Source organism: Dongia sp. (assembly GCF_041909655.1).
GTDB lineage: Bacteria > Pseudomonadota > Alphaproteobacteria > Dongiales > Dongiaceae > Dongia.
In genome coordinates this window covers 94,684-114,994 of sequence record NZ_JAYRDA010000008.1, presented here as the reverse complement: position 1 = coordinate 114,994, position 20,311 = coordinate 94,684, and the positions used below count along the sequence as shown (strand labels likewise).

The window sequence follows — 20,311 nt, the reverse complement described above, 5'->3', positions numbered from 1 at the left end:
TGCAGTTGATCGTGTGGATGCCCGGATCAAGTCCGGGCATGACGTCTTGTGAGGGTCATGTTCTGTCACAAGAAAGTCCGACATTGACGGCCACCATCGATCAGTCTGCCGACAGTTCCAGGGCGCATCTCGACATTGACGGCATCCGCCATGGCGACCGCGCTCTGGTGCTGCATCCCGCATTCAAGAGCGGCCCCCGCGCGCAATATGGCGGCGGCCGCACGCCGGAGACGCGCCTCGAGGAAGCCTGCGGCCTCGCGCGCGCCATCGACCTCAATGTCGTGGCGGCCGAGACCGTGCGCGTCAACGATCCGCGCCCCAGCACCCTCATCGGCATGGGCAATGTCGAGCGCCTGGCGGAACTGATCGAGGCCAATGATATCGGCCTCGTCGTCTTCGACGCCGCCTTGACGCCGGTGCAGCAGCGCAATCTGGAAACGGAATGGAAGGTCAAGGTCATCGACCGGACCGGCCTCATTCTCGAAATCTTCGGCGAACGTGCCCGGACGCGGGAAGGCCAGATGCAGGTCGAACTCGCGGCACTCTCCTATCAGCGCAGCCGCCTGGTCCGTTCCTGGACACATCTTGAGCGCCAGCGCGGCGGTTTCGGTTTCATCGGCGGTCCCGGCGAAAGCCAGATCGAAATGGATCGCCGCCTGATCGATGAGCGCATCGTCCGCATCAAGAAGGATCTGGAGGATGTGAAGCGCACCCGTGCTTTGCACCGCCAGGCCCGGAAGCGCGTGCCCTATCCGGTGGTGGCCCTGGTCGGTTACACCAATGCCGGCAAATCGACATTGTTCAACCGCCTGACCCGGGCCTCGGTGATGGCGGCGGATCTGCTTTTTGCCACGCTCGATCCCACCATGCGACGTGTGAAGCTGGCCACGGGCCGCGAGATCATTCTTTCGGACACGGTCGGCTTCATCTCAGATCTGCCGACCGAATTGGTGGCGGCCTTCCGCGCGACGCTCGAAGAGGTGCTCGAGGCCGATGTCATCCTGCATGTCCGCGACGTCGCCCATCCCGAGACCGATGGTCAGAAAACCGATGTCGAGGCAGTGCTGAAGGGCCTCGGCCTGGGCCCCACGGTCACGGACAATATGTTCGAGATTCTCAACAAGATCGACCTTCTCGACGACGATGCGCGCGCCGCTTTGCAGGCCCAGGCGGCACGCGATCCGCGGCTGAAACCGATCTCGGCCATCACCGGCGCCGGGCTCGACGAGCTGCTGGCGGCGGTCGATGCGCGCCTCTCCGCCCAGCGCGTCGTTGAAACCTATCGCCTGCGCCATGACGAAGGCGCCGCCATGGCCTGGCTGCACGCCCATGGCGAAGTGCTCTCGCGCCGCGACGAGGACGATTTCGCCGAGCTCACCGTGCGCCTGTCGCCGGAAGACGTGCAGCGTTTCGCCCGCCAGCAAAAAAACAAAGATAGCAAAGGAAGCCAAGCATGACCGAGATACCGGTGCCGACGCGCCAGGAAGTGGTCGATCTGCTGCTGGCCGTCCTCGACGGCTCGTCGAGCCGTCTCGCCGCCGCCGAATGGGCGGCCGAGATGCAGGAAAACATCGAGAGCGAGGATGCCGAGGCGGTCGATCCCCAGATGTGGCATTTGCTGCGCCTGGCCGCGACCCTCGATGTGCAATCCGGCGACAAATATCTCCACAGCGATAACGACATCCGCGAATGGATCGAAGGCCGCAAGTGAGCATTGAATTCGATACCGGCAAGGTCGCCGATCTTCTCCGCCGGATCGCCGAGGTCGAGATCCTGCCGCGCTTCCGCAATCTGAAGGAAGGCGACACACGCCAGAAATCGCCCGGCGATTACGTCACCATCGCCGATGAAACCGCCGAACTGGCGATTACGCCGGAACTGATGAAATTGCTGCCCGGTTCGGTCGTCGTCGGCGAAGAGGCGACGGCCGAGAATCCGAATATCATGCAGGCTCTGGCCGAGCCGGCACCGGTCTGGGTGGTCGACCCGATCGACGGCACCGGCAATTTCGCCAGTGGGCAGGAGGGTTTCGTCTCCATGCTGGCTTTGGTCCTGGCGGACGACATCTTGGCCAGTTGGATCTATCACCCGGTGAGCGGCGAGATGACCATTGCCCGCAAGGGTGCGGGGGTTACCATCAACGGCCAACCTGTCGCCCGCTTCACACCGCCAACCACCGAGGCAAAGGGCATCCTTGCCTATGGCCAACGCGGTGCGCCCGGTATCGCTCAAATGGTGGATCGCCGCCGCGCCTCGGTGACCCAGGTGAAAAGTGCGCGCGCCGCCGGCATTGATTATGTGCGCATGGCCAAGGGCGAGATCGATTTCGCTTTCTTCAGTGGCATCATGCCCTGGGATCACGCACCCGGTGCCATGATCGTGCGCGAGCTCGGCGGCCATATCGGCTATATTCGTGCTGACGAAAGCTATCGTCCCAGCCTGGCTTTGACCAGCACCGGCATCCTCTCTGCCACCAGCCGAAACATCTGGCGCGACATTCATGACCGGCTGTTCCGGGACGAGTAGACTTAAATGCAGCGTCATGCGCGGGCTTGACCCGGGCATCCACTGATAGACGTCAAAGAGTGGATTGCCGGGTCAAGCCCGGCAATGACGAAAAAGGAAATGAAGGGAGACGTGACGATGAAAGTGACATTCCTGGGCCTCGGCGTGATGGGCTTCCCCATGGCGGGCCATCTGAAGCGGGCAGGGCACGACGTCACGGTCTATAACCGCACCTCGTCGCGCGCTGCCAAATGGGTCGAAACCTATGGCGGCACCGCGGCGCTGACACCGGCCACCGCCGCCAAAGGCGCCGAGATCGTCTTTGCCTGCGTCGGCAACGATGACGATCTGCGCTCGGTCGTCTATGGCCCGGACGGCGCGCTCGCCGGGATGAGTGTCGGGGCGCTCTTTGTCGATCACACGACCGCCTCGGCCGAAGTCGCCCGCGAGATCGACGCAGCGGCGCGCGAGGCCGGCCTGGGATTTCTGGATGCACCTGTCTCCGGCGGCCAGGCGGGTGCCGAGAACGGTAAGCTCACCGTGATGGTGGGCGGTGTCGAGAAAGATTTCGACCGCGCCAAGCCCGTGATCGATGCCTATGCCCGCGCCTGCGTCCTGCTGGGTACAGCGGGTTCGGGCCAGCTCGCCAAGATGGTCAACCAGATCTGCATCGCCGGGCTGGTTCAGGCCCTCGCCGAGGGCATGCACTTTGCGCAGCAAGCCGGGCTCGACGGCGCCAAGCTGGTCGAGGTGATCTCAAAGGGCGCCGCGCAATCCTGGCAAATGGAGAACCGCGCCAACACGATGCTCGACGGCAAGTTCGACTTCGGCTTCGCCGTCGATTGGATGCGCAAGGATCTCGGCATCTGCCTCGCCGAAGCCAAGCGCAACGGCGCTCAGCTTCCGGTGACGGCTTTGGTCGATCAGTTTTACGCCCGCGTCCAGAAGCGCGGTGGCGGCCGCTGGGACACCTCGTCCCTCATGCACCCGCTCACCAATCCCTGAACGATCGCATTGGCCGATTACAGCGCGAAGTCTAGGCCGTTGCTCCTATCTCTGGCCGGTTTCGTTTGAATCGGGGCTTGGTGGCCCTATATCTTCACGAGGGGATTCCAAGGGATTCGCCGTTCTTCCTGCAACGTTTGCCGATTGGCTCGACAGACGATGCTTTCGTATTTTTTGGAGCGAGTGATGGCACTGTCTTTCCCGAAATCCCTCCCGAAAGACGCCATTCCCGGTCTGGTGCTGGTGGCCTGCGCGGCGACGGCGCTCATTATTGCCAACTCGCCGCTCGGCCCGGATTACGAATATCTGCTGAAGACCAAGGGAATCGTCGCCTTCGGCGCCGGCAGCATCGAAATGCCGCTCGCCTATTGGGTCAAGAACGCCCTGATGGCGATCTTCTTCTTCTTTGCCGGGCTCGAGCTGAAGCGCGAATTGCTCGAGGGCCAGTTGGCCAATCTCCGCGCCGCTTCCTTGCCCATCGCTGGTGCCGCCGGCGGCATGATCGTGCCGGCCCTGATCTATCTGGCGCTTGCCGGCACAGGCGAATATGTGGCCGGCTGGGCCATTCCCTCGGCCACCGACATCGCCTTTGCTTTGGGGGTTCTCTCGCTCCTCGGCAATCGCGTCCCGGCGCCGCTCAAGGCCTTTCTCCTCGCCGTTGCCGTGGTGGACGATCTCGGTGCCATTCTGATCGTTGCCTTCGTCTATACGAGCGGCCTGCAGGTCGAATGGCTGGGCTGGGCAGCCGGTTGGTTCGCGCTCATGATGGTCCTCAATCGCTTGAAGGTCCGCAATATCGGCGCTTATGCCATGCTGGCCTTGCCGCTCTGGGTCTCGATGCAGAATTCGGGCGTCAATCCGACCATCGCCGGCGTTCTGGCCGCCGCGTCCATTCCCCTTCGCGACAGGGATGGCGGGTCGCCGCTCCATGATGCCGAGCACATGTTGCGACCCTGGGTGCTCTATGGCGTCATGCCGGTCTTCGCCCTCTCGGCCGCGGGCGTCTCTTTCGCGGCCGGCTTCGTCGACGTCCTGTTGCATCCCGTGGCCCTCGGGGCGGGGATCGGGCTTGCGCTGGGCAAACCCATCGGCATCACCCTGATGACCTATATCGCTGCGAAGCTGCTCCGCGCCCGCATCCCGGGCGACCTCCCGGACATGATCGGCCTGGGCTTCGTCGCCGGCATCGGCTTCACCATGAGCCTCTTCATCGGCGCACTCGCCTTCAGCGATCCGGCGCTGGCAGCGCCGGTCCGTGTCGGCGTCTATGCCGGCTCGATCGTGGCCGCGGTGGCCGGCCTCGTGATCCTCGCCAACTCTCTGGGGCGCGCCAGCAGAACCCGGGGCAGGGACCAAACCCACCCCTTCATCGGCCCCGAACCCGAATACGAAAAGCGGGTGGGCCGAAATTCCCCTGGAAGCGCCGATTAGCCTCCTATTTCAGGACCGGGATGCCGGGGCGTAATCTGCCGGTCGTACCGGGCGGGTGACCGGATCGTCACATGACTCTCGAAAGGAGGGCATCATGAGACTTGCATCGGCTGCCTGGCTGCTCGTTTTTGCAGCGGCAATGCTCTTGGAGGCCTGTGCGCCGAAACCGATCGAATGGGCTGACCGGAACGGGTTCAGAGCGCGCGATGGCCGTGTTTCAGAGCAGGTAGACTAGCGCTTTCTTGCTCTGCCACGCTCCGCTTGCGCCCGCATTGGGGTGCGAGCAGAGCGTGGTATTTTCTTCTTCTACTACCTAATTACATTAATAAAACAATATATCTAATTGATAAATATAATTTTACTGGTCATCCAAATCTCTTTTTGACATATGCATGCATCACGCATATAATGTTTGAACTTCGTGGATCAGGGAGTTCAGCATGTCTTCCCCCAAGCCATTCACCCTTATCGGCGCCCCGATTGATTCCGTAGGTGGCGCGGGCGGGACCGAGCTCAGCCCGGGCATCCTGCGCGCCATGGCGGATTGGCGGCGGGTGAGCGGCGAGGATCGCGGCGATGTGCCCGACATGATCCGTGACCGCCGGCGGGACGGTGAAACCGGGATCATCGGCAGCGACGAGGTCATCGCCGTTACCCGGACATTGCGGCGCGAGATCGCCGACCTCTATGGCAAGGGCCGGCGGCCGATCCTGCTGGGCGGCTGCTGCACCCAGGTGGTGGGCGCGCTCGCCGGCATGCGCGACGCCCTGGGTTGCATTGGTGTCGCCTATCTCGATGGCCATCTCGATCTTTATGACGGTGAGACGTCGCCGACGGGCGAGGGGGCGGACATGCCGCTTGCGACCGCGCTCGGCAAGGGCCCGGCGGCCTGGATGGCGGCGGCGGGCGGTGCCAGTTTGCGGCCCGAGGACGTAGCCCTCATCGGCCCGCGCGATCACGACGACGCAGCCAGCCGCGGCTCGGTCCTGCCGGCTGATTTCACCCCGGCGGTGGCGATGTGGACTCACGACGATATTCACGTGGATGGCGGTTCTCATGTTGCGCAACACGTGCGCAGCAAATTCGAGGCGGCGGCGCGGCCCTTCTGGCTGGCGATCGATGTCGACATTCTTGATCCGGAGATCTTTCCAGCCACCGATTACCTGCAGCCGGATGGCCTCTCCTGGGAGAATTTCGCGAATCTGGTCAAAGGCTTGGCAGCATCGCCCCAGCTCATGGGCCTCTCCGTCGCCTGCTACAACCCGGAGAAGGATCCGGGCTATCATGCCGGGCGCCGCCTGGCGGGTTTGCTGATAGATGCCCTGGAGGACAAGACGCGATGAAGAAGGCCGATACCCGTACCGCCAATCTCTTCGGCGCGCTCGCTCTGGTGACCATGGACGCGGTCAATCGCGAGATGGATGCGCTCACCGATATTTGCGAAAGCGATTGCGCGGCGCTGGTGGTGTTGGGGCAGTCGCCGGGCATCACCGTCGACCGCCTGGCCAAGATCCTGCGTCTGTCGCAGCCGGGTACCGTGCGCCTGGTCGATCGGCTGGAGAAGGAAGGGCGGGTCGAGCGTCGGCAAGGCATCGACCGCCGCGCGCGCCCCCTGGCGCTGACGCCGGCCGGCGAGCGGACGGTGAAGGCCGTGCTGCTGGGGCGCGAGAAGGTCCTGCTCCATGCCCTCGGCGCCTTGTCCGAAGCTGAACGCCAGACGTTCTCCGGATTGATGGAAAAGATGCTGCACGGCATCGCCAAAGAGAATGACGAAATCGCCTCCGATACGGCCTGCCGTCTGTGCGACGACCAGGCCTGTCCAGAGGATCGCTGCCCGCTGACACCGGGCTGCAAAAAAGCGGCGTAGAAGACCGCTCTACCCAAAACATCAACGCATGTTCAGCGCAGAGGAGAATCTGCCATGGGTCATCTTGCCTTCGCCACAGCCATCGAGGCCTTGATCAACGCCTTGATTTTGCACCTGTGCCGCCGCCGCGACCAATACTGAGACGTTCTTCCAGCTTGACCGCGTTCCAGGCTTCTTCCATGCGGTCGAGACCGGCTTTCACCGGGTCGAGGTTGTCCGCTTTCAGGATCTCCTCGACCCGGCGGAAGCGGCGCTCGAACTTGGCATTGGCACGCCGAAGCGCGCCCTCGGGTTCGATCTCCAGATGCCGGGCGAGATTGGTGACGGCAAAGAGCAGGTCGCCGATCTCCTCGTCGAGCTTTGCCTTGTCGTTACCGGCGATCTCGGCCCGCACCTCGTCGATCTCTTCCTCGATCTTGGCCACCACCTCGCCGGCATCGCGCCAATCGAAACCGACGCGCGCGGCGCGCTTCTGCAGCTTGTCGGCACGGGTGAGGGCTGGGAGTGCGCTGATGACACCGTCAAGGGCCGAGGGCGCGCGGCCTTCCGATGCCGCCACCTTCGCCCGTTCATGGGCCTTCTGGGTCTCCCAGGCCACGGTTTGGGCGGCGGCAGTGTTGATCTCGGCCGCGCCGAAGACATGGGGATGCCGCTCGATCATCTTGTTGTTGATGGCCTTGAGGACATCCACCATCGCAAAATGCCCGGCCTCCTTGGCCATCTGGGCATAGAAGACGACCTGGAACATGAAATCGCCGAGTTCGCCGACGAGGGCCTGCATGTCGCCGCTCTCGATCGCATCGGCGACCTCATAGGCCTCCTCGATCGTGTGGGGCAGGATCGAGCGGAAATCCTGTTCGAGGTCCCAGGGGCAGCCGCCCTGGGGATCGCGCAGGCGCGCCATGATCTCCAGAAGGCGGTCGAGTTCGGTGGCGGCGTCGGTCATGCGGATGATTCCTGAGAGGCTGGCGCCGCACTATAGCCAAATCGGATCGGCCTATCGAGAAATGGCATTTGTGCCGTTCCGGCGATGGGTTAGCGTGAGCGCATGGGCATTCCGCTGATCGACATTTCCGCCTTGTCCGGACCCGCCGGCAAAGACCGCGATGCGGTCGACGCGGCGATCCTGGAAGCTGCTTCGGGTGTCGGCTTCATGCTGGTGAAGAGCGATCAATTGCGCTTGCCGCTCGATGCGCTCCTCAGGATCTTCACTCTGCCGGCCAAGGTCACGCGCCAGCTCTGGCGGCAGAAATTCAAGCCGGATCAGGCCAATGTCTATCGCGGCTGGTTCCCGCTGCAGAACGGGCATGCGACCTACAAGGAAGGCTTCGATGCCGGACCCGACATCGCCTATGGCCCCGAGCGGGTCGTGCCGGGCGATCCCCTGGGCGAGGCGACGCCTTTGCCGCCGGATCATCTGCTGCCGGGCTGGCGGGCTGAAATGGCCAGCTATTACAAAGAGATGGAACAAACCGGGGAAACCCTGCTGAAGGCCATCGCGCGGGGGCTCGGCCAGCCTGAGGATGTCTTCGTGCCGGCCTTCACCGGTGGTATCTCGACCCTGCGGCTGCTGCATTATCCCATGCGACCGCCGGAGAGCTATGTCGGTGTAAATGCAGGGGAAATCCGGACCGAGCATGAGGGCACGAAGGTCGGCCTGGTGGGCAAGGCGCATGCCGATTCCGGTTTCGTGACCCTCTTGGCCCAGCATGGAATCCCGGGCCTGCAAGCCCTTGACCCCACTGGGAAATGGGTTGACGTGCCACCAATCGAGGGCACCCTCACGGTCAATTTCGGCAAGCTCCTGGAGCGCTGGACCGGCGGGCGCATAAAAGCGACCCAGCATCGGGTGATCGCCAGTGAAAGCGGGCAGGCACGGCATTCGGTGCCGTTCTTTTACGAGCCCCGGATCGATGCCGAGATCGCGCCATTGCAAGGTCTTGGCGGCGAGTTCTCATCCTTTTTCTACGGCGATCATGTCTGGGCGGCGATGATGCGCTTCGTCGAATTCGAAGGCCTCGACCATCTGCGGCCACAGACCTGGAAGGCGGCCAGCTAATCGATTAGCTAATCGATTAGCTAATCGATTACGTGGCGGATTTCCGCCGTTTTTGGCACCTCTCCAACTCACTTTTAGTCGCATAATATATATTATGGAAAATATTGGATATAGACAGGCAAACGGGGTCTGTTGGCAACCGATCTTGCCGCTGGCACTCTCGGCGCCAACTGCATCACGCGAGTCCCAGATCATGAATTTCACCATCCGGCCCTATGAGCCAGCCGATGCCGATTGGCTGCTCCAATGCCAGGTCGCACTCCAGGAACATGAACTGGCGATCCACGATCCGCGCCTGGCACAGACGCGGACGGCGCCGCTGCCGGCCACCCATGACTATATGAAGCTGTTCTGGCAATCGATCGCCGAGAACCAGGGCGTGGCCTTGATCGGCGAGATCGGCGGCCAGCGACGCGGCCTCATCGCCGGCCATGTGGTGCATGCGCCCTGGCCGATGGAGGTCTGGGATTCTTCCCATTACGGCTATGTCTCGGACATCTTCGTCGAGCCCCTGGCGCGCGGCAGCGGCCTCGCCCAGGCTCTCCTCGATGCGCTGGCCGCCCATCTCCACCAGGTCGATCCCAAGCTCACGCGGCTCCGCATCAACGTCCTGGCCGCCAACGAGATCGCGCGCGGCGCTTACGAAAAAGCCGGCTTCGTGCCCTATGAAGTGATGTATGAGCGGCCGCTCTCGGGAGGCGGCAAATGAGCGACATCAAGGCGGCGCATATCAAGGGGGCGCATGCCGAAAGCTTCGCCCTCAACCAGGCGCGCTGGAACGAGGTGGTGGCGATCCATGTCCCCTCGCCCTTCTACCGGGTGAAGGAGTTCCTGGCTGGCGAGGACATCCTCTGCCCGATCGAGGCGCGTGAAATCGGCGATGTCGGCGGGAAATCGCTCATCCATCTGCAATGCCATTTCGGCCTCGACACTCTGGCCCTGGCACGGCGCGGCGCCCGGGTGACCGGGCTGGATTTCGCCGCCAACGCCGTGGCCGCCGCCCGCGACCTCGCGCAACAAGCCGGGATCGCGGCGCGTTTCGTCGAGGGCAATCTCTATGACGCACCCGCGCTCATCGCCGAGCGCTTCGACCTTGCCTACGTGACCTGGGGCGCCATCAACTGGCTGCCCGACATCAAGGGCTGGGCGAAGGTCGTGGCGGCGATGCTGAAACCCGGGGCTGAGCTCTATCTCCTCGAAGGCCACCCCTTCGCCTTCACCCTGGATCAGGTCGGCGCCGGGACAGTACAGGCAGATGGTGCCATCGGTCTCTCCGATCCCGCCGCCCTGCTCCGCCCCGCTTATCCCTATTTCCGGGGTGTCGGCACGCCGCTGGTTTTCGACATGCCGGAAACCTATACCGGCGACGGCCCCAAGCTCGCCAACACGCGCACCCACGAATTCGTGCATGGCATCGGCGACATCCTCACCGCGCTGATCGAGGCGGGGTTGGCGGTGACGATGTTCCGCGAACACGATGCTTGTGCGTGGGCCATGTGGCCGATGCTGGTCGAGGGCGATGACCGCATGTACCGGATGCCGGAGGGGGCACCGAGTTTGCCGCTGAGTTTTTCGCTCAGGGCGAAGAAGGGGTGACCGCATGAGATTGTCCAGCAGGAACCGCGTCGCTTTTGCGATGGCGTTGGGGGCAATGCTTCTTGCAGCAAGCGAGTTGAAGGCTGAGTGCATCTTGAAAGCGGACTATGCCGCATTTGCGTCAACACGCATCGCCATCGTTCGACCACAGGCTCTGGTTCCAGTTACTCAGGTGATTGAGGATGGCCTTGCGGACACACTCTTTGGATCTGTGGCTGACATGCAGAAGCCCAAACTGCTGACGGCTACGTCCATCTCCAACGTGACCTCGATGTATGCAGCGCGAATGGATGAACTCGACTTGTTTATCATTATAGACAAAGAAATGATGATCGACGGACGGCCGAAATATGACGAGATATTGGCAGTGTATCGCGGTGAGCAAATCATGGAGACACAAGTCGTTCTTATTGACGGGTATCCCAAGGAGGAGGCTAGGCCAAGCGTGGTTCTGCTGAATGGAGATGTCGATCAATCACTCATTCCTTGGATCATCGAAGGTGTCTCGCTTATCTTCCTGCAGCCATCTCAAACGTTGACCCCAAAACTGATGAACTATCTTAGCCTCCTCACCTTTTCGCCATTTCAACCCGGCAATCCATCAAAGGCAGCACAAGCGAAACGGCAAGAAATTCTGGCCGATTTGTGTCTCTGATCGGAAACATCCCGTGACGTTCCTTATCCCTTCCCTCGCGCGCTACCTCGGGGGCGAATGGCACATTGTGCGGCGCATCCACAACCGCCTTGCGGGCGAGATCGGCCGCCTGGAAGGTTTGGCACGTTTCGGGCCGGACGCGGACAGGTTGCGCTATTACGAGAGCGGCGAGATGCGCTTCGGCGCCTATCGCGGGGCGGCTGCGCAAAGCTATCTCTTCGGCTTTGACGGCGATGCTGTCGCGGAAGTGCGCTACGCCGATGGTCGGTTCTTCCACCGCCTCGATCTCTCCTCCGGTATCGCCGATGTCGCGCATCAATGCGCCGCGGATCTTTATCGCGGGCGGTATCGCGTGCTGGGCGCGGATCGCTGGGCGCTCTCATGGCAGGTCACGGGACCGCGCAAGGATTATCTCATGTCGACGCGGTATGAGCGGGTGTGACTCCTCCCCCCTTCAGGGGGGAGGTCGGGAGGGGGCTCGCGGACTCATTCTTTGACAGCCATCACTTGCGCCCCCACACCGCCGACGCATGTCGGCATTCGCCGACGGGCCTCCCCCTGAAGGGGGAGGGTTTGAGTTCGTGTCGATACTCATCCTAAAGTCGTCATGCCCGGACTTGATCCGGGCATCAGCCTGCAAGCGAAGGGCCTCACCCAGTCGGACCTGATCCCCGGGTCAAGCCCGGGGATGACGACGGGGGTGGTGGGGAATGTCGGGCGTCGTGGTGTTGACATCCGCACCTCGCCTCGGCCAAATGGCCGCATGAGCGAGAACACTTCCATCCTCACCATCCGACGCCGACGCAGCTTCACGCTGCGGCGGGGTTTTGCGATGGCGGGGCAAGTGGGGTTTGTGGGGGATTAGGTCTCCCTCTTCTTCTCTCCCGATTTTCGGCAACCCTGCCCACCTTCCGGTCGGCGGGGTTTTTCATGTTTGTTTGTGGGGAATGCAGGATGTCTTTTGCGGGTGTGACGGAATGGAAGCTGGCGATGCCTGAGGACGCAATGGCAGTGCGCGATCTGGTGCGGGCGGCTTATGCGAAATGGGTGCCGCTGCTGGGGCGGGAACCCATGCCGATGAAGGCGGATTACAATCGCGCGGTGCGCGAACATCGGATCGATTTGCTCCTGGTCGGGGGCGAGATGCGCGGCCTCATTGAGACCATGCTGCGCGAGGATCATCTGTGGATCGAGAATGTCGCGGTGCTGCCCGAGGCGCAGGGCGCCGGGCTCGGCCGCCTGCTGCTGGCGCAGGCCGAGCGCCTAGCGGCGGATGCGGGCCGGACGGAGCTGCGCCTCCTCACCAGTTCCGCTTTCGCGGCCAATGTGGCGCTTTATGAAAAGATCGGGTACCGCACCGACCGGCTGGAGCCCTTCATGGGCGGGACGACGGTCTATATGAGCAAGCGCGTTGGGTGAGATCCGGTATCGGCCTCGGCATGGGCGTTGCGCGTCGCCTGGACGGCATCGAGCCAGCGGCGGATGCTGTCGCTGTGGTCGATTTCCAACTGTATCAAGCTGTCCGCATCGGTGGCGCAGGCGCAGCGATAGCTGGCCGCGTCCACATCCTGGCGGCAGCGGTCTTCGCGCTGGAAGGCGGCGATCGTCGGATTCTGGCGGTAGGCCATGCCACTATTCCTTGTCTGTGCAGAACGGCATGTGTGGGTGAACGGCCGAAATACAAGCCGCAGGCGGGCCCGGCGCAGGCGCCGCAACCCTCAATACGCGCCAAGGCCCTGTGGCGCCGCCCTAATATGAGGTTGTAGCATTTCTGAATTCGTCCGCCCCGGGAGAAAGACAGCGGCGATCGACACAAAGCGCTCGGTGCCGTTCAGTTGTCGCCCGTCTTCTTGCCCACGAACGGAACGATGGTTTCGATGATGGGGTCGAAGGTCTCGGCCCAATCCTCGATGCCGATGCATTGGCGGATGGCGCCGTCGACCTTCAATGGGAACATGGCGAACTGGACTTCAAGATGTTCGCCGGCCTGGGTCGGCCAGAGATAGGCGCTGAAACTGGGTCGGCCGGTTTCCCAGCATTTCTTGTAATGGATCAGGATATGGTCGCCGCCGCCGGTCGGATCCTGCCGGACGATGTCGTCGAGATAGCGGCCGGTGAGATTGAAGCCGTTCATCTCGTCGACCTTGGAGCCGGACAGGCGGTAGCGGACGCGGAACGGCGCGTCCTCGAAATCGACGATGCAGATATAGGGCAAGAGCGGCTTGATGGCGCCGGGATCGAACATGGCGCGATCCGGCGTTTCGCCATCCGCCAGGCTGTGCCAATAGGATTCCAACTGCCGAATGAGGGAGAAATCGGGAGAATCTGACGTTGCCGGCATAATGCCCGACATCTCCATTTTATTTGCGCGCGCGACAAATATATTCGCACTCGCGGCAAAGGTGCCGTTCTTTTCCACAGCTATCAAGTGATTTCTGGCATCAGGGGAAAACCTGTGCGGCCATGGCGTCCGGGATCATTCCGAGGCCTTGCGGGCGTGGCGGATGGTGAGGTCGAGGAGCGTCGATTGCACGCGGGGCTGCAGCGCCCCGTAATCCTCGATCCCGATGAATTGCGCGACCGCGTCGCCGCCCAGGCTCAACGGGAAGATGCCGAACCAGTAATCGAACGGGTCGCCGTGAAGCGTCGGCACGGTCGCCACGCCATAGACCGGCAGCGCCGTTTCGTAGGCGGTCCGGTAATTGCCGATCCAGTCCTCGCCGGCGTCGGCGGCCAGCATGACGTCGAGATATTCGCCGGTGAAATCGAAGCCCACCACATAGACCACCGCGGTGCCGACCAGGCGGTAGCGCACGCGAAAGGGATTGCCGCCGCCTTCCGCCAGCAGGATATAGGGCAGCAGCGGCTTCCAGTGCGCTGGGTCGAAATCGGCCCGGTCCGGCAGGCCGCGCCCGTTGCGCGCGCCTTGCCACCAGCGCGCGAGCTGCCTGATCTTGTCGGACCCAACCGTCTCGATACTGGCATGGCGTGGCATCGTGCTGCGGCCACCTTACCGTTCATCCACGGCAAGGACCCTAGCACGGGTCATGCACTAGACTAAAGCGCGCAGAATTGAACGAAATGCAATCCTTGGTTCAGGAGCGCTTTTCGCAAGCTGGATACAGCTCAGGCCTTCTTGACGAATTCGGTGCGCAGGACCAGGCCCTTGATCTTGTCGACGCGGCAATCGATCTCGGCCGGGTCGCTGGTCAGGCGGATGCCCTTGACCATCGTGCCGCGCTTCAGCGTGACGTTGGCGCCCTTCACCTTGAGATCCTTGATCAAGGTGACGTTGTCGCCGTCCTTGAGAATATTGCCGTTGCTGTCCTTGACCTCGTCCATGATGGACCCCCGAAATCGTGTTGCGTTGGCGCCTTATAGAGCGCAGGCGGCCGCGCGGATAGATGGGTGCGACGATTGGCGTTAGACGGCAGATTCAGCGCCGTGCCGGCGTTGGCGCTGGGCGAGGTATTTGATGTTGGCGATGCGCAGATCATGCGCCGTTACCTCGACCAGATGGTCGAGAAGCAGGGTCTCTTCCCGAGTGCCCGGCGCGAATTGCCGCGCGCGGATGTCCGCCGCGAGTTTCTTGCGCTGCGCGGCGAGATCGCCCTCGATGGGTTTGCCGTAAAGCCGTGCAAGGCTGGCGCGTTCCTGGGATTGCGCCTCTTCCCTGCCGGCAAGCTCGGCCCTGGCCACCTGGATGGCGCGGGCGATCATCGCCGCCTGGAATTTCGCGCGGCCGGAAAGTTGCGGCAGGAGTTCCTCCTGCAAGGTGGCGAGTGCCGCGTCGAGGAGCGCGTCGGATCCGGGGCGCTGTTTCATGAGGCGGCCTCCGCTTTGGATTTTTTGGGGGCCGGCTTGAAGCCGGGAAGACGCAGATCGATGAGGAGATCGTATTCCGTCTCGAGGGCGACGAGGCCGGTCAGCGCCAGTTCGAGATTGCGCTCGCGCCCCGACAGATGCCGCTCGGCCTGTTCGAGGGCCATGATCGCCCAGCGGAGTGCCGCCATCTGTTCCCAGAAACGGACCTGGGCGTCATCGACCGGCCGGCCGCTCTCCGCCGCATAGCCTTCGTAGAAAGCGTCGCGCGTACCTATGCCACCCGCTTCCGCCCCCGCCATGCCGAAGCGCCAGCAGCGGGCGCAGAACCAGCCCAGATCCTCGTAAGGATCGCTGAGACCCGCGAATTCGACATCGAGCAAGGCGACGAGGCGGTCGTTCTCAACCAGATAATTGCCGGTGCGGAAATCGCGGTGGCAAAGAACGATCGACTCGGCCCCGCGCGCATATTTGGGGGCCTCGTCCTCAAGCCGGTTGATCGCCCATTCGAGCACCGGCTGCGGCTCGGGAAGCGCATCCAGTTGCGCGCGATGATGGGCGAGGCGCGCGGCGATGAGATCGCCGGGCGGCGGCTTGAGGAAGGAGAGTTCGGGGCCGGGCTTGATCGCATGAAACTTCGCCAGCTCGGCGCCGAGTTCGCGGGCGAGGAGCTCGCCCTCTTCTTCCTCGATGGCACGGACGAGCTTCCTTGGATCGGCGGAACCGGACAGGCGCCGCGCGATGTAGAAAGGCGCCCCCGTCACCTTCCCGCTCTCTTCCAGCCAGAGCGGCTCGGGCACCTTGACGCCGGCCTTGTGGATGGCCTTGAGCAAGGCGAATTCCTGCGCCTTGCCCCAGCTCTCGGCGATGCCGCTGGGGGCGTCGGCGCGGAGGACAATGGGATGGGGGACACCGTCCAGGGTGAGGTCGAGCGCCCAGTTGTGCTGGATGGCACCGCCGCCCAACCGACCGATGAGCGTGGCGCTCACCTCGCTGGCGCCCGTTTGCGATTTGATGAAGGCGCAGAGCGCCGGGATTTTATTGGCGAGCAAGTCGATCAATCCCAGTTCCAGAAATCCGCGCCCTCGCTCCCGAGATGCTGGGCGAGGACCATCTTATGCACTTCCGAGGCGCCGTCCACCAGCCGCGCCTGCCGGGCATAGCGATAGATCCATTCGAGGATCGTGTCGCGGGAATAGCCCTTGGCGCCCAGCAATTGGATCGCGGTATCGGCGGCCTTGTGAAGCGCGTCGGCGACCGCGATCTTGGCCATCGAGACTTCCTTGCGGGCGCGGCCGCCCTGGTCGAGCTTGTGGGCGGCATGAAAGGTAAGAAGCCTGCCCATCTGCACCTGCAGGGCCGCCTCGCCCAGCATCCACTGGACGCCCTCATGATCGATCAGCTTTACGCCGAAGGCCTCGCGGGATTGGACGTGGTGCCCGGCGATCTCGAGGGCGCGCTTGGCAAGGCCCGACCAGCGCATGCAATGGGTGAGGCGCGCGATGCCGAGGCGGATCTGCACCGCCTTCATTCCCTCGCCCACTTCCATCAGCCGGTTCTCGTCGGGGATTTCGAGGCCGTCGAAGCTGAGCTCGCAATGGCCGCCATGTTCCTCGGGTCCCATGATCGGGATGCGACGCTCGATCTTCCAGCCCGGCTGCGATTTCTCGAACAGGAAGGCGGTGAGCCCGCGCCTGGGATCGTCCGAGGTGCGGGCCAATAGAATGAAATGCTCGGCCGCCTCGCCGCCGGTGATGAACCATTTGCGGCCGCGGATCACCCAGGTATCGCCGCGCTTCTCGGCCGTGGTCTGCATCATGCCGGCGGGATCGGAGCCGGAACCGGGTGCCGGCTCGGTCATCACGATCGAGGAACGGACCTCGCCATGGACGATCGGCATCAGCCAGCGTTCCTGCTGTGCCGGCGTCGCCACGCGCGCGAGGAGATGGATGTTGCCGTCATCAGGAGCGGCGATGTTGAAACAGGCGGGGCCGAAGATCGAGCGGCCGGCGGCTTCGTAGATCGCGGCGAGCTCGGTGAATTTGAGACCGGGACCGCCGAGGCTTTCCGGCAATTGGAAATTCCACAGACCTTCGGCCAGCGCCCTGGCACGGAGGGATTGCAGGATCTCGTCGCGGATGTTCTCGCCGGCATCGTAATTGGCGCGATCGGCTTCCAGCGGGATGACATGGAGATCGAGAAAATCGCCGATGCGGGCGACGAAATCCCGGGCGCGGGGCGAGAGGCTGAAATCCATGACCGCGTTCTCCTTCAGAGCCCGGAATTGAGATGGCCGCCATCCACGGTGAGGACGGAGCCGGTCATATAGGCGGAGGCGCGCGAGGCGAGCAGCAGGAGCGGACCGGTGAGATCGTCGAGGGTGCCGAGGCGGCGCTGCGGGATGCGTTTCAGCAAGGCGCCACCCGCCTCGGTCGCGAAGAAATCGCGGTTGATGTCGGTCAGCACATAGCCCGGGGCGAGTGCGTTGAGGCGTATGCTGTGCCGCGCCCATTCCAGCGACAGCGCCTGCGTCATCTGGATGAGGCCGGCTTTCGAAACGCTGTAAGGCATGGCCTGTCCGGTGACGCGAAGGCCCAGGATCGAGGCGATGTTGACGATGTTCCCGGGGCGCTTGGCGGCGATCCAGCGCTTGGCCATGGCGCGGCTGGCGAGCCAGGCGCCTTTCAGATTGGTATCCAGGATGTCGTCCCAATCCGCTTCCTCGATCTCGATGGCCGGCAGAGTGAGGGCGCGGCCGGCATTGTTGACCAGGAGCGAGAGCGGGCCGAGTTCGCCCTCGGCCTCGTCGAAGGCGGCGGCGATCGCCAGGGCTTCGGTCACATCGGCGCCGATGCCGATGGCGCGGTAACCGAAGGCGCGCATGCGCTCGGCCTCCTCCGCCACCAGATTGCCGCGCCGGCCGATGAGCGCCACGGCGGCGCCGGCTTCGGCCAGCACCCGCGCGAAATGACGCCCGAGATCGCCGGCGGCGCCGGTGATCACGGCAACCTCGCCATGAAGGTCAAAGATCGCTGACATGCTGGCCCCTGACGTTTCTTGTGGGAAGCACTATGCCCGCGACCGGGGCCGAAAAACAGAGACCCCGCACTGGCCTCGGCCGTGGCGGGGTCTCACTTTTGGTTTTCTGTCGCAAGGATCTAGCTGGGCGATGCCTCGGATCGGCGGAGAACCCGCCTTTCGCCTGTCGCCCTAAGGTCCATAATTCCGATCGATCGGATGAACCCCTCGGAATCCCTGGTTCTCAGAATAAGAGCTGAGTGCTCAATCTGCTGTCTTAGCCAGATTGTGGTTGGATATCGCCGGTGGAGTCATGTTCTTAGGCACCCTCCCTGGTTAGGTTGACGGAACAACCTTCCGCGCTCCTGGCAACCCCCACGTTCTCCTGAGACAGGGGGCGCGGCGCTGGAAGATCCGGTCAAAACCGACCTTCAGAACGTGGCACAGCGCCGGCCTGATTTCAAGGTTTACGCAACAAATATGCGCGTATTGCGCAATATTTGTTCTATTTGTTGCGCTCGGCCTCAATTCCCTTCCGAATCAGATCCATGGCTTCCTCGGGTTCGGCCCAGCGCGCGAACTTGACCCATTTGCCCTTCTCCAGATCCTTGTAATGGCTGAAGAAATGACGGACCTGCTCACGCAGGACCTCAGGCAAATCGCGGTACGAGCCGACATTGGAATAGAAGGGATGCAGCTTGTCGACGGGGACCGCGATGATCTTCTCGTCGCCGCCGGCCTCGTCTTCCATCATCAGGGCGCCCACGGGGCGCGCCCGCACCACGGCGCCCGGCACCACGGGGGTCGGGCCCAGGACGATGATGTCCAGCGGATCGCCATCGCCACCCAGGGTATGCGGGATGAAGCCGTAATTGCCGGGATAGAACATCGCCGTATAGAGGAAGCGGTCGACGAACATCGCGCCCGATTCCTTGTCGAGCTCGTACTTCACCGGCGTGCCGCCGAGCGGGATTTCGATGATCGCGTTGAGGTCGTAGGGCGGGTTCTCGCCGATCTTGATCTTGCTGATGTCCATTGCCGTCTTCCTAGGTGATGAGCAGCGCGTTTTGCGCAACATGCTGCGCTGCACATAAAGACCATCGGACGGTTTTCGCAACAGAAATCGGCGTGATATCGCCCCACGGCAGGCGAGGCGCTTCGTCGCGCGGGCGGATGGAACGTCTGCCGAACGACCGGCAGCTCACATCATCCCCATCGGCCCCATCAGCAATTCGTCGGCGACATGCTTCTGTTCGTCACTCAGCACGCCGTAAAGATCCAGGGTCGGCCCCTTAAGCGCCGACAGCATTTCCAGATGGGCGGCCATGTGCTTTTCGGCCCGATCGAAACGCTCCGGCACGGTCATGAGCGGGCCGGGCCGGCCTTGATTCATCATGCCCTGATTCATCGTACCCTGGCCCATCATACCTTGGCCCATCATGCCCTGATTCATCATCATGCCGCCCGGCATCATGTCGGCCATGAGGTCATTCATGCGCTGCGTATTGGCACGGAACGCATCGGCATAGGTCTTCCATTGCGGCGCCTGGGCGTCGGTGATTTTGAGTTCCGTTTTCAGGAAGGCGAGCCGGCCTTCGACATGCTGGGTGGGGTGCATCATCCCCATCATTCCGTGGCCCATCATTCCGTGACCCATCATGCCCTGGTGCATCATGTACTGGGGCGCTTGCTGGTTGGATTGCTGGGCCAAGGCGGGCGCCGTCATCATCGCCGCGACGGCAAAAGCGAGCATCAAACTGCGCATGGCATCCTCCTTTCGAGGTTGCCTTTAAGGCTAGACGTTTCTGCGCAGCGCGCATTGATGCATGTCAATTTTCCGGCGCATCTGGAAAAAATCCGCATCGGCATGAAGAAAACCCCGTAACCAATTAAGATTACGGGGTTCGCTTCGATGTTATGGAAACCAATCTCCGGCAGATGGCCGGCGATCGAAAATCCGGTTAATTGAGGACGTTGTAGCCGCGGCCGGCCATGCAGCGGCGATAGACGTCGCGCTGGTTCTGGACGCCGGTCACGGCACCGCCGCCAAGGCCCAAAGCACCGCCGGTGGCTGCACCGAAGGCCGCTGCCTCGCCAGCGCCGACACCGCCGACCAGGGCGCCGGTAATGGCACCGAGGGCGGCACCGGCCGCCGCGCCACCCACGGCGCCGACGGCGGCATCGCCGACCGGGCTCACCTGGTTGGCGTATTGCTCGCACTCATAATTGTCCTGGTTATAGCGCGTTGAATCGACACCCTTGGTATCGACCATCGGCTGGCTATAGCTCGAGCAACCGGCCAGCATCGTCAGAGCCAGCCCCATCGCCACAAAACGTTTCATTCTGTCGTTCC

The 20,311-nt window shown here is 62.9% G+C and carries 24 protein-coding genes and 1 pseudogene; 13 read left to right on the top strand and 12 right to left on the bottom strand.

Annotation, left to right across the window (positions count from 1 at the left end; all coding sequences use genetic code 11):
* Positions 1–83 precede the first annotated feature (83 nt).
* From hflX to ACE3PR_RS16780, 7 genes are all read left to right on the top strand, one after another.
* Positions 84–1,457 (top strand): GTPase HflX, encoded by a 1,374-nt coding sequence (gene hflX, locus ACE3PR_RS16810; RefSeq protein ID WP_374374288.1) that lies wholly within the window; start codon positions 84–86, stop codon positions 1,455–1,457.
* Entirely contained in the window at positions 1,454–1,711 is a 258-nt protein-coding gene (locus ACE3PR_RS16805; RefSeq protein WP_374374285.1) for a hypothetical protein, read from the top strand. Before hflX ends, ACE3PR_RS16805 begins: the two co-directional genes overlap by 4 nt.
* Positions 1,708–2,526 (top strand): inositol monophosphatase, encoded by an 819-nt coding sequence (locus tag ACE3PR_RS16800; protein ID WP_374374282.1) that lies wholly within the window; start codon positions 1,708–1,710, stop codon positions 2,524–2,526. Before ACE3PR_RS16805 ends, ACE3PR_RS16800 begins: the two co-directional genes overlap by 4 nt.
* Positions 2,527–2,643: 117 nt before the next feature.
* Positions 2,644–3,510, top strand: coding sequence for an NAD(P)-dependent oxidoreductase (locus ACE3PR_RS16795; RefSeq protein WP_374374279.1), 867 nt, complete (start codon positions 2,644–2,646; stop codon positions 3,508–3,510).
* A gap of 186 nt (positions 3,511–3,696) precedes the next feature.
* A complete protein-coding gene (gene nhaA, locus ACE3PR_RS16790; RefSeq protein WP_374374276.1) occupies positions 3,697–4,941 on the top strand; it encodes a Na+/H+ antiporter NhaA in 1,245 nt (414 codons plus the stop codon).
* Between the two features lie 440 nt (positions 4,942–5,381).
* Positions 5,382–6,284 carry an arginase family protein gene (locus ACE3PR_RS16785; protein ID WP_374374273.1) on the top strand — a complete coding sequence of 301 codons (903 nt, stop codon included), beginning with the start codon at positions 5,382–5,384 and terminating at the stop codon, positions 6,282–6,284.
* Positions 6,281–6,808 carry a MarR family winged helix-turn-helix transcriptional regulator gene (locus ACE3PR_RS16780; RefSeq protein ID WP_374374270.1) on the top strand — a complete coding sequence of 176 codons (528 nt, stop codon included), beginning with the start codon at positions 6,281–6,283 and terminating at the stop codon, positions 6,806–6,808. Before ACE3PR_RS16785 ends, ACE3PR_RS16780 begins: the two co-directional genes overlap by 4 nt.
* 94 nt (positions 6,809–6,902) lie before the next feature.
* Here the strand turns inward: ACE3PR_RS16780 and mazG are convergent, their stop codons facing one another.
* Positions 6,903–7,754, bottom strand: a complete 852-nt coding sequence (gene mazG / locus ACE3PR_RS16775) for a nucleoside triphosphate pyrophosphohydrolase (RefSeq protein ID WP_374374267.1) — start codon at positions 7,752–7,754, stop codon at positions 6,903–6,905.
* A gap of 102 nt (positions 7,755–7,856) precedes the next feature.
* Here mazG and ACE3PR_RS16770 point away from each other — a divergent pair, with 102 nt between their 5' ends.
* The 6 genes from ACE3PR_RS16770 (at position 7,857) to ACE3PR_RS16745 (ending at position 12,537) form a co-directional block, all read left to right on the top strand.
* A complete protein-coding gene (locus ACE3PR_RS16770; protein ID WP_374374263.1) occupies positions 7,857–8,867 on the top strand; it encodes an isopenicillin N synthase family dioxygenase in 1,011 nt (336 codons plus the stop codon).
* Positions 8,868–9,060: 193 nt separating this feature from the next.
* Positions 9,061–9,576 carry a GNAT family N-acetyltransferase gene (locus ACE3PR_RS16765; protein ID WP_374374260.1) on the top strand — a complete coding sequence of 172 codons (516 nt, stop codon included), beginning with the start codon at positions 9,061–9,063 and terminating at the stop codon, positions 9,574–9,576.
* On the top strand, positions 9,573–10,463 hold the full coding sequence (locus tag ACE3PR_RS16760; RefSeq protein ID WP_374374257.1) for a class I SAM-dependent methyltransferase: 891 nt from the start codon (positions 9,573–9,575) through the stop codon (positions 10,461–10,463). The genes ACE3PR_RS16765 and ACE3PR_RS16760 overlap by 4 nt, the downstream gene beginning before the upstream one ends.
* 4 nt (positions 10,464–10,467) lie before the next feature.
* Positions 10,468–11,118 (top strand): hypothetical protein, encoded by a 651-nt coding sequence (locus tag ACE3PR_RS16755; protein WP_374374254.1) that lies wholly within the window; start codon positions 10,468–10,470, stop codon positions 11,116–11,118.
* A 13-nt stretch (positions 11,119–11,131) separates the two neighbouring features.
* A complete protein-coding gene (locus tag ACE3PR_RS16750; RefSeq protein WP_374374252.1) occupies positions 11,132–11,560 on the top strand; it encodes a DUF6314 family protein in 429 nt (142 codons plus the stop codon).
* 512 nt (positions 11,561–12,072) lie between these two features.
* Positions 12,073–12,537 carry a GNAT family N-acetyltransferase gene (locus tag ACE3PR_RS16745; protein WP_374374250.1) on the top strand — a complete coding sequence of 155 codons (465 nt, stop codon included), beginning with the start codon at positions 12,073–12,075 and terminating at the stop codon, positions 12,535–12,537.
* On the opposite strand, the gene ACE3PR_RS16740 is transcribed toward ACE3PR_RS16745, so the two are convergent.
* From ACE3PR_RS16740 to ACE3PR_RS16690, 11 genes and pseudogenes are all read right to left on the bottom strand, one after another.
* Positions 12,513–12,746, bottom strand: coding sequence for a hypothetical protein (locus tag ACE3PR_RS16740; RefSeq protein ID WP_374374248.1), 234 nt, complete (start codon positions 12,744–12,746; stop codon positions 12,513–12,515). The two genes, ACE3PR_RS16745 and ACE3PR_RS16740, sit on opposite strands and share 25 nt — an antisense overlap.
* Before the next feature lie 203 nt (positions 12,747–12,949).
* A complete protein-coding gene (locus ACE3PR_RS16735) occupies positions 12,950–13,459 on the bottom strand; it encodes a PAS domain-containing protein (protein ID WP_374374245.1) in 510 nt (169 codons plus the stop codon).
* Positions 13,460–13,594: 135 nt separating this feature from the next.
* The gene (locus ACE3PR_RS16730) at positions 13,595–14,113 is read right to left on the bottom strand and encodes a PAS domain-containing protein (protein WP_374374243.1); all 519 of its coding nucleotides are present in this window, start codon (positions 14,111–14,113) and stop codon (positions 13,595–13,597) included.
* Between the two features lie 131 nt (positions 14,114–14,244).
* A pseudogene (locus ACE3PR_RS16725) lies at positions 14,245–14,451 on the bottom strand (alkylphosphonate utilization protein); the annotation flags it as partial.
* Between the two features lie 90 nt (positions 14,452–14,541).
* The gene (locus ACE3PR_RS16720; protein ID WP_374374241.1) at positions 14,542–14,943 is read right to left on the bottom strand and encodes a DUF6285 domain-containing protein; all 402 of its coding nucleotides are present in this window, start codon (positions 14,941–14,943) and stop codon (positions 14,542–14,544) included.
* Positions 14,940–16,001, bottom strand: a complete 1,062-nt coding sequence (locus tag ACE3PR_RS16715) for a phosphotransferase family protein (protein WP_374374239.1) — start codon at positions 15,999–16,001, stop codon at positions 14,940–14,942. Before ACE3PR_RS16715 ends, ACE3PR_RS16720 begins: the two co-directional genes overlap by 4 nt.
* Complete coding sequence (locus ACE3PR_RS16710; RefSeq protein ID WP_374374236.1) at positions 15,998–17,197, bottom strand: acyl-CoA dehydrogenase family protein; 1,200 nt, start codon at positions 17,195–17,197, stop codon at positions 15,998–16,000. The genes ACE3PR_RS16715 and ACE3PR_RS16710 overlap by 4 nt, the downstream gene beginning before the upstream one ends.
* Positions 17,198–17,211: 14 nt before the next feature.
* Positions 17,212–17,979 (bottom strand): SDR family NAD(P)-dependent oxidoreductase, encoded by a 768-nt coding sequence (locus ACE3PR_RS16705; RefSeq protein ID WP_374374234.1) that lies wholly within the window; start codon positions 17,977–17,979, stop codon positions 17,212–17,214.
* 484 nt (positions 17,980–18,463) lie between these two features.
* On the bottom strand, positions 18,464–18,994 hold the full coding sequence (ppa, locus tag ACE3PR_RS16700; RefSeq protein ID WP_374374232.1) for an inorganic diphosphatase: 531 nt from the start codon (positions 18,992–18,994) through the stop codon (positions 18,464–18,466).
* Between the two features lie 165 nt (positions 18,995–19,159).
* The gene (locus ACE3PR_RS16695; RefSeq protein WP_374374229.1) at positions 19,160–19,723 is read right to left on the bottom strand and encodes a Spy/CpxP family protein refolding chaperone; all 564 of its coding nucleotides are present in this window, start codon (positions 19,721–19,723) and stop codon (positions 19,160–19,162) included.
* Between the two features lie 196 nt (positions 19,724–19,919).
* Positions 19,920–20,300: a hypothetical protein gene (locus tag ACE3PR_RS16690; protein ID WP_374374227.1), complete on the bottom strand. Its 381-nt coding sequence runs from the start codon at positions 20,298–20,300 to the stop codon at positions 19,920–19,922.
* Between the last annotated feature and the right edge of the window lie 11 nt (positions 20,301–20,311).

Coding starts and splice junctions, on each gene's coding strand:
- ACE3PR_RS16745 (WP_374374250.1), top strand. CDS start 12,073: ATGTCTTTTGCGGGTGTGACGGAATGGAAGCTGGCGATGCCTGAGGAC.
- ACE3PR_RS16710 (WP_374374236.1), bottom strand. CDS start 17,197: ATGGATTTCAGCCTCTCGCCCCGCGCCCGGGATTTCGTCGCCCGCATC.
- ACE3PR_RS16805 (WP_374374285.1), top strand. CDS start 1,454: ATGACCGAGATACCGGTGCCGACGCGCCAGGAAGTGGTCGATCTGCTG.
- ACE3PR_RS16755 (WP_374374254.1), top strand. CDS start 10,468: ATGAGATTGTCCAGCAGGAACCGCGTCGCTTTTGCGATGGCGTTGGGG.
- ACE3PR_RS16735 (WP_374374245.1), bottom strand. CDS start 13,459: ATGCCGGCAACGTCAGATTCTCCCGATTTCTCCCTCATTCGGCAGTTG.
- ACE3PR_RS16730 (WP_374374243.1), bottom strand. CDS start 14,113: ATGCCACGCCATGCCAGTATCGAGACGGTTGGGTCCGACAAGATCAGG.
- ACE3PR_RS16765 (WP_374374260.1), top strand. CDS start 9,061: ATGAATTTCACCATCCGGCCCTATGAGCCAGCCGATGCCGATTGGCTG.
- ACE3PR_RS16705 (WP_374374234.1), bottom strand. CDS start 17,979: ATGTCAGCGATCTTTGACCTTCATGGCGAGGTTGCCGTGATCACCGGC.
- ACE3PR_RS16795 (WP_374374279.1), top strand. CDS start 2,644: ATGAAAGTGACATTCCTGGGCCTCGGCGTGATGGGCTTCCCCATGGCG.
- ACE3PR_RS16720 (WP_374374241.1), bottom strand. CDS start 14,943: ATGAAACAGCGCCCCGGATCCGACGCGCTCCTCGACGCGGCACTCGCC.
- ACE3PR_RS16690 (WP_374374227.1), bottom strand. CDS start 20,300: ATGAAACGTTTTGTGGCGATGGGGCTGGCTCTGACGATGCTGGCCGGT.
- ppa (WP_374374232.1), bottom strand. CDS start 18,994: ATGGACATCAGCAAGATCAAGATCGGCGAGAACCCGCCCTACGACCTC.
- ACE3PR_RS16740 (WP_374374248.1), bottom strand. CDS start 12,746: ATGGCCTACCGCCAGAATCCGACGATCGCCGCCTTCCAGCGCGAAGAC.
- ACE3PR_RS16785 (WP_374374273.1), top strand. CDS start 5,382: ATGTCTTCCCCCAAGCCATTCACCCTTATCGGCGCCCCGATTGATTCC.
- mazG (WP_374374267.1), bottom strand. CDS start 7,754: ATGACCGACGCCGCCACCGAACTCGACCGCCTTCTGGAGATCATGGCG.
- nhaA (WP_374374276.1), top strand. CDS start 3,697: ATGGCACTGTCTTTCCCGAAATCCCTCCCGAAAGACGCCATTCCCGGT.
- ACE3PR_RS16780 (WP_374374270.1), top strand. CDS start 6,281: ATGAAGAAGGCCGATACCCGTACCGCCAATCTCTTCGGCGCGCTCGCT.
- ACE3PR_RS16770 (WP_374374263.1), top strand. CDS start 7,857: ATGGGCATTCCGCTGATCGACATTTCCGCCTTGTCCGGACCCGCCGGC.
- ACE3PR_RS16760 (WP_374374257.1), top strand. CDS start 9,573: ATGAGCGACATCAAGGCGGCGCATATCAAGGGGGCGCATGCCGAAAGC.
- ACE3PR_RS16695 (WP_374374229.1), bottom strand. CDS start 19,723: ATGCGCAGTTTGATGCTCGCTTTTGCCGTCGCGGCGATGATGACGGCG.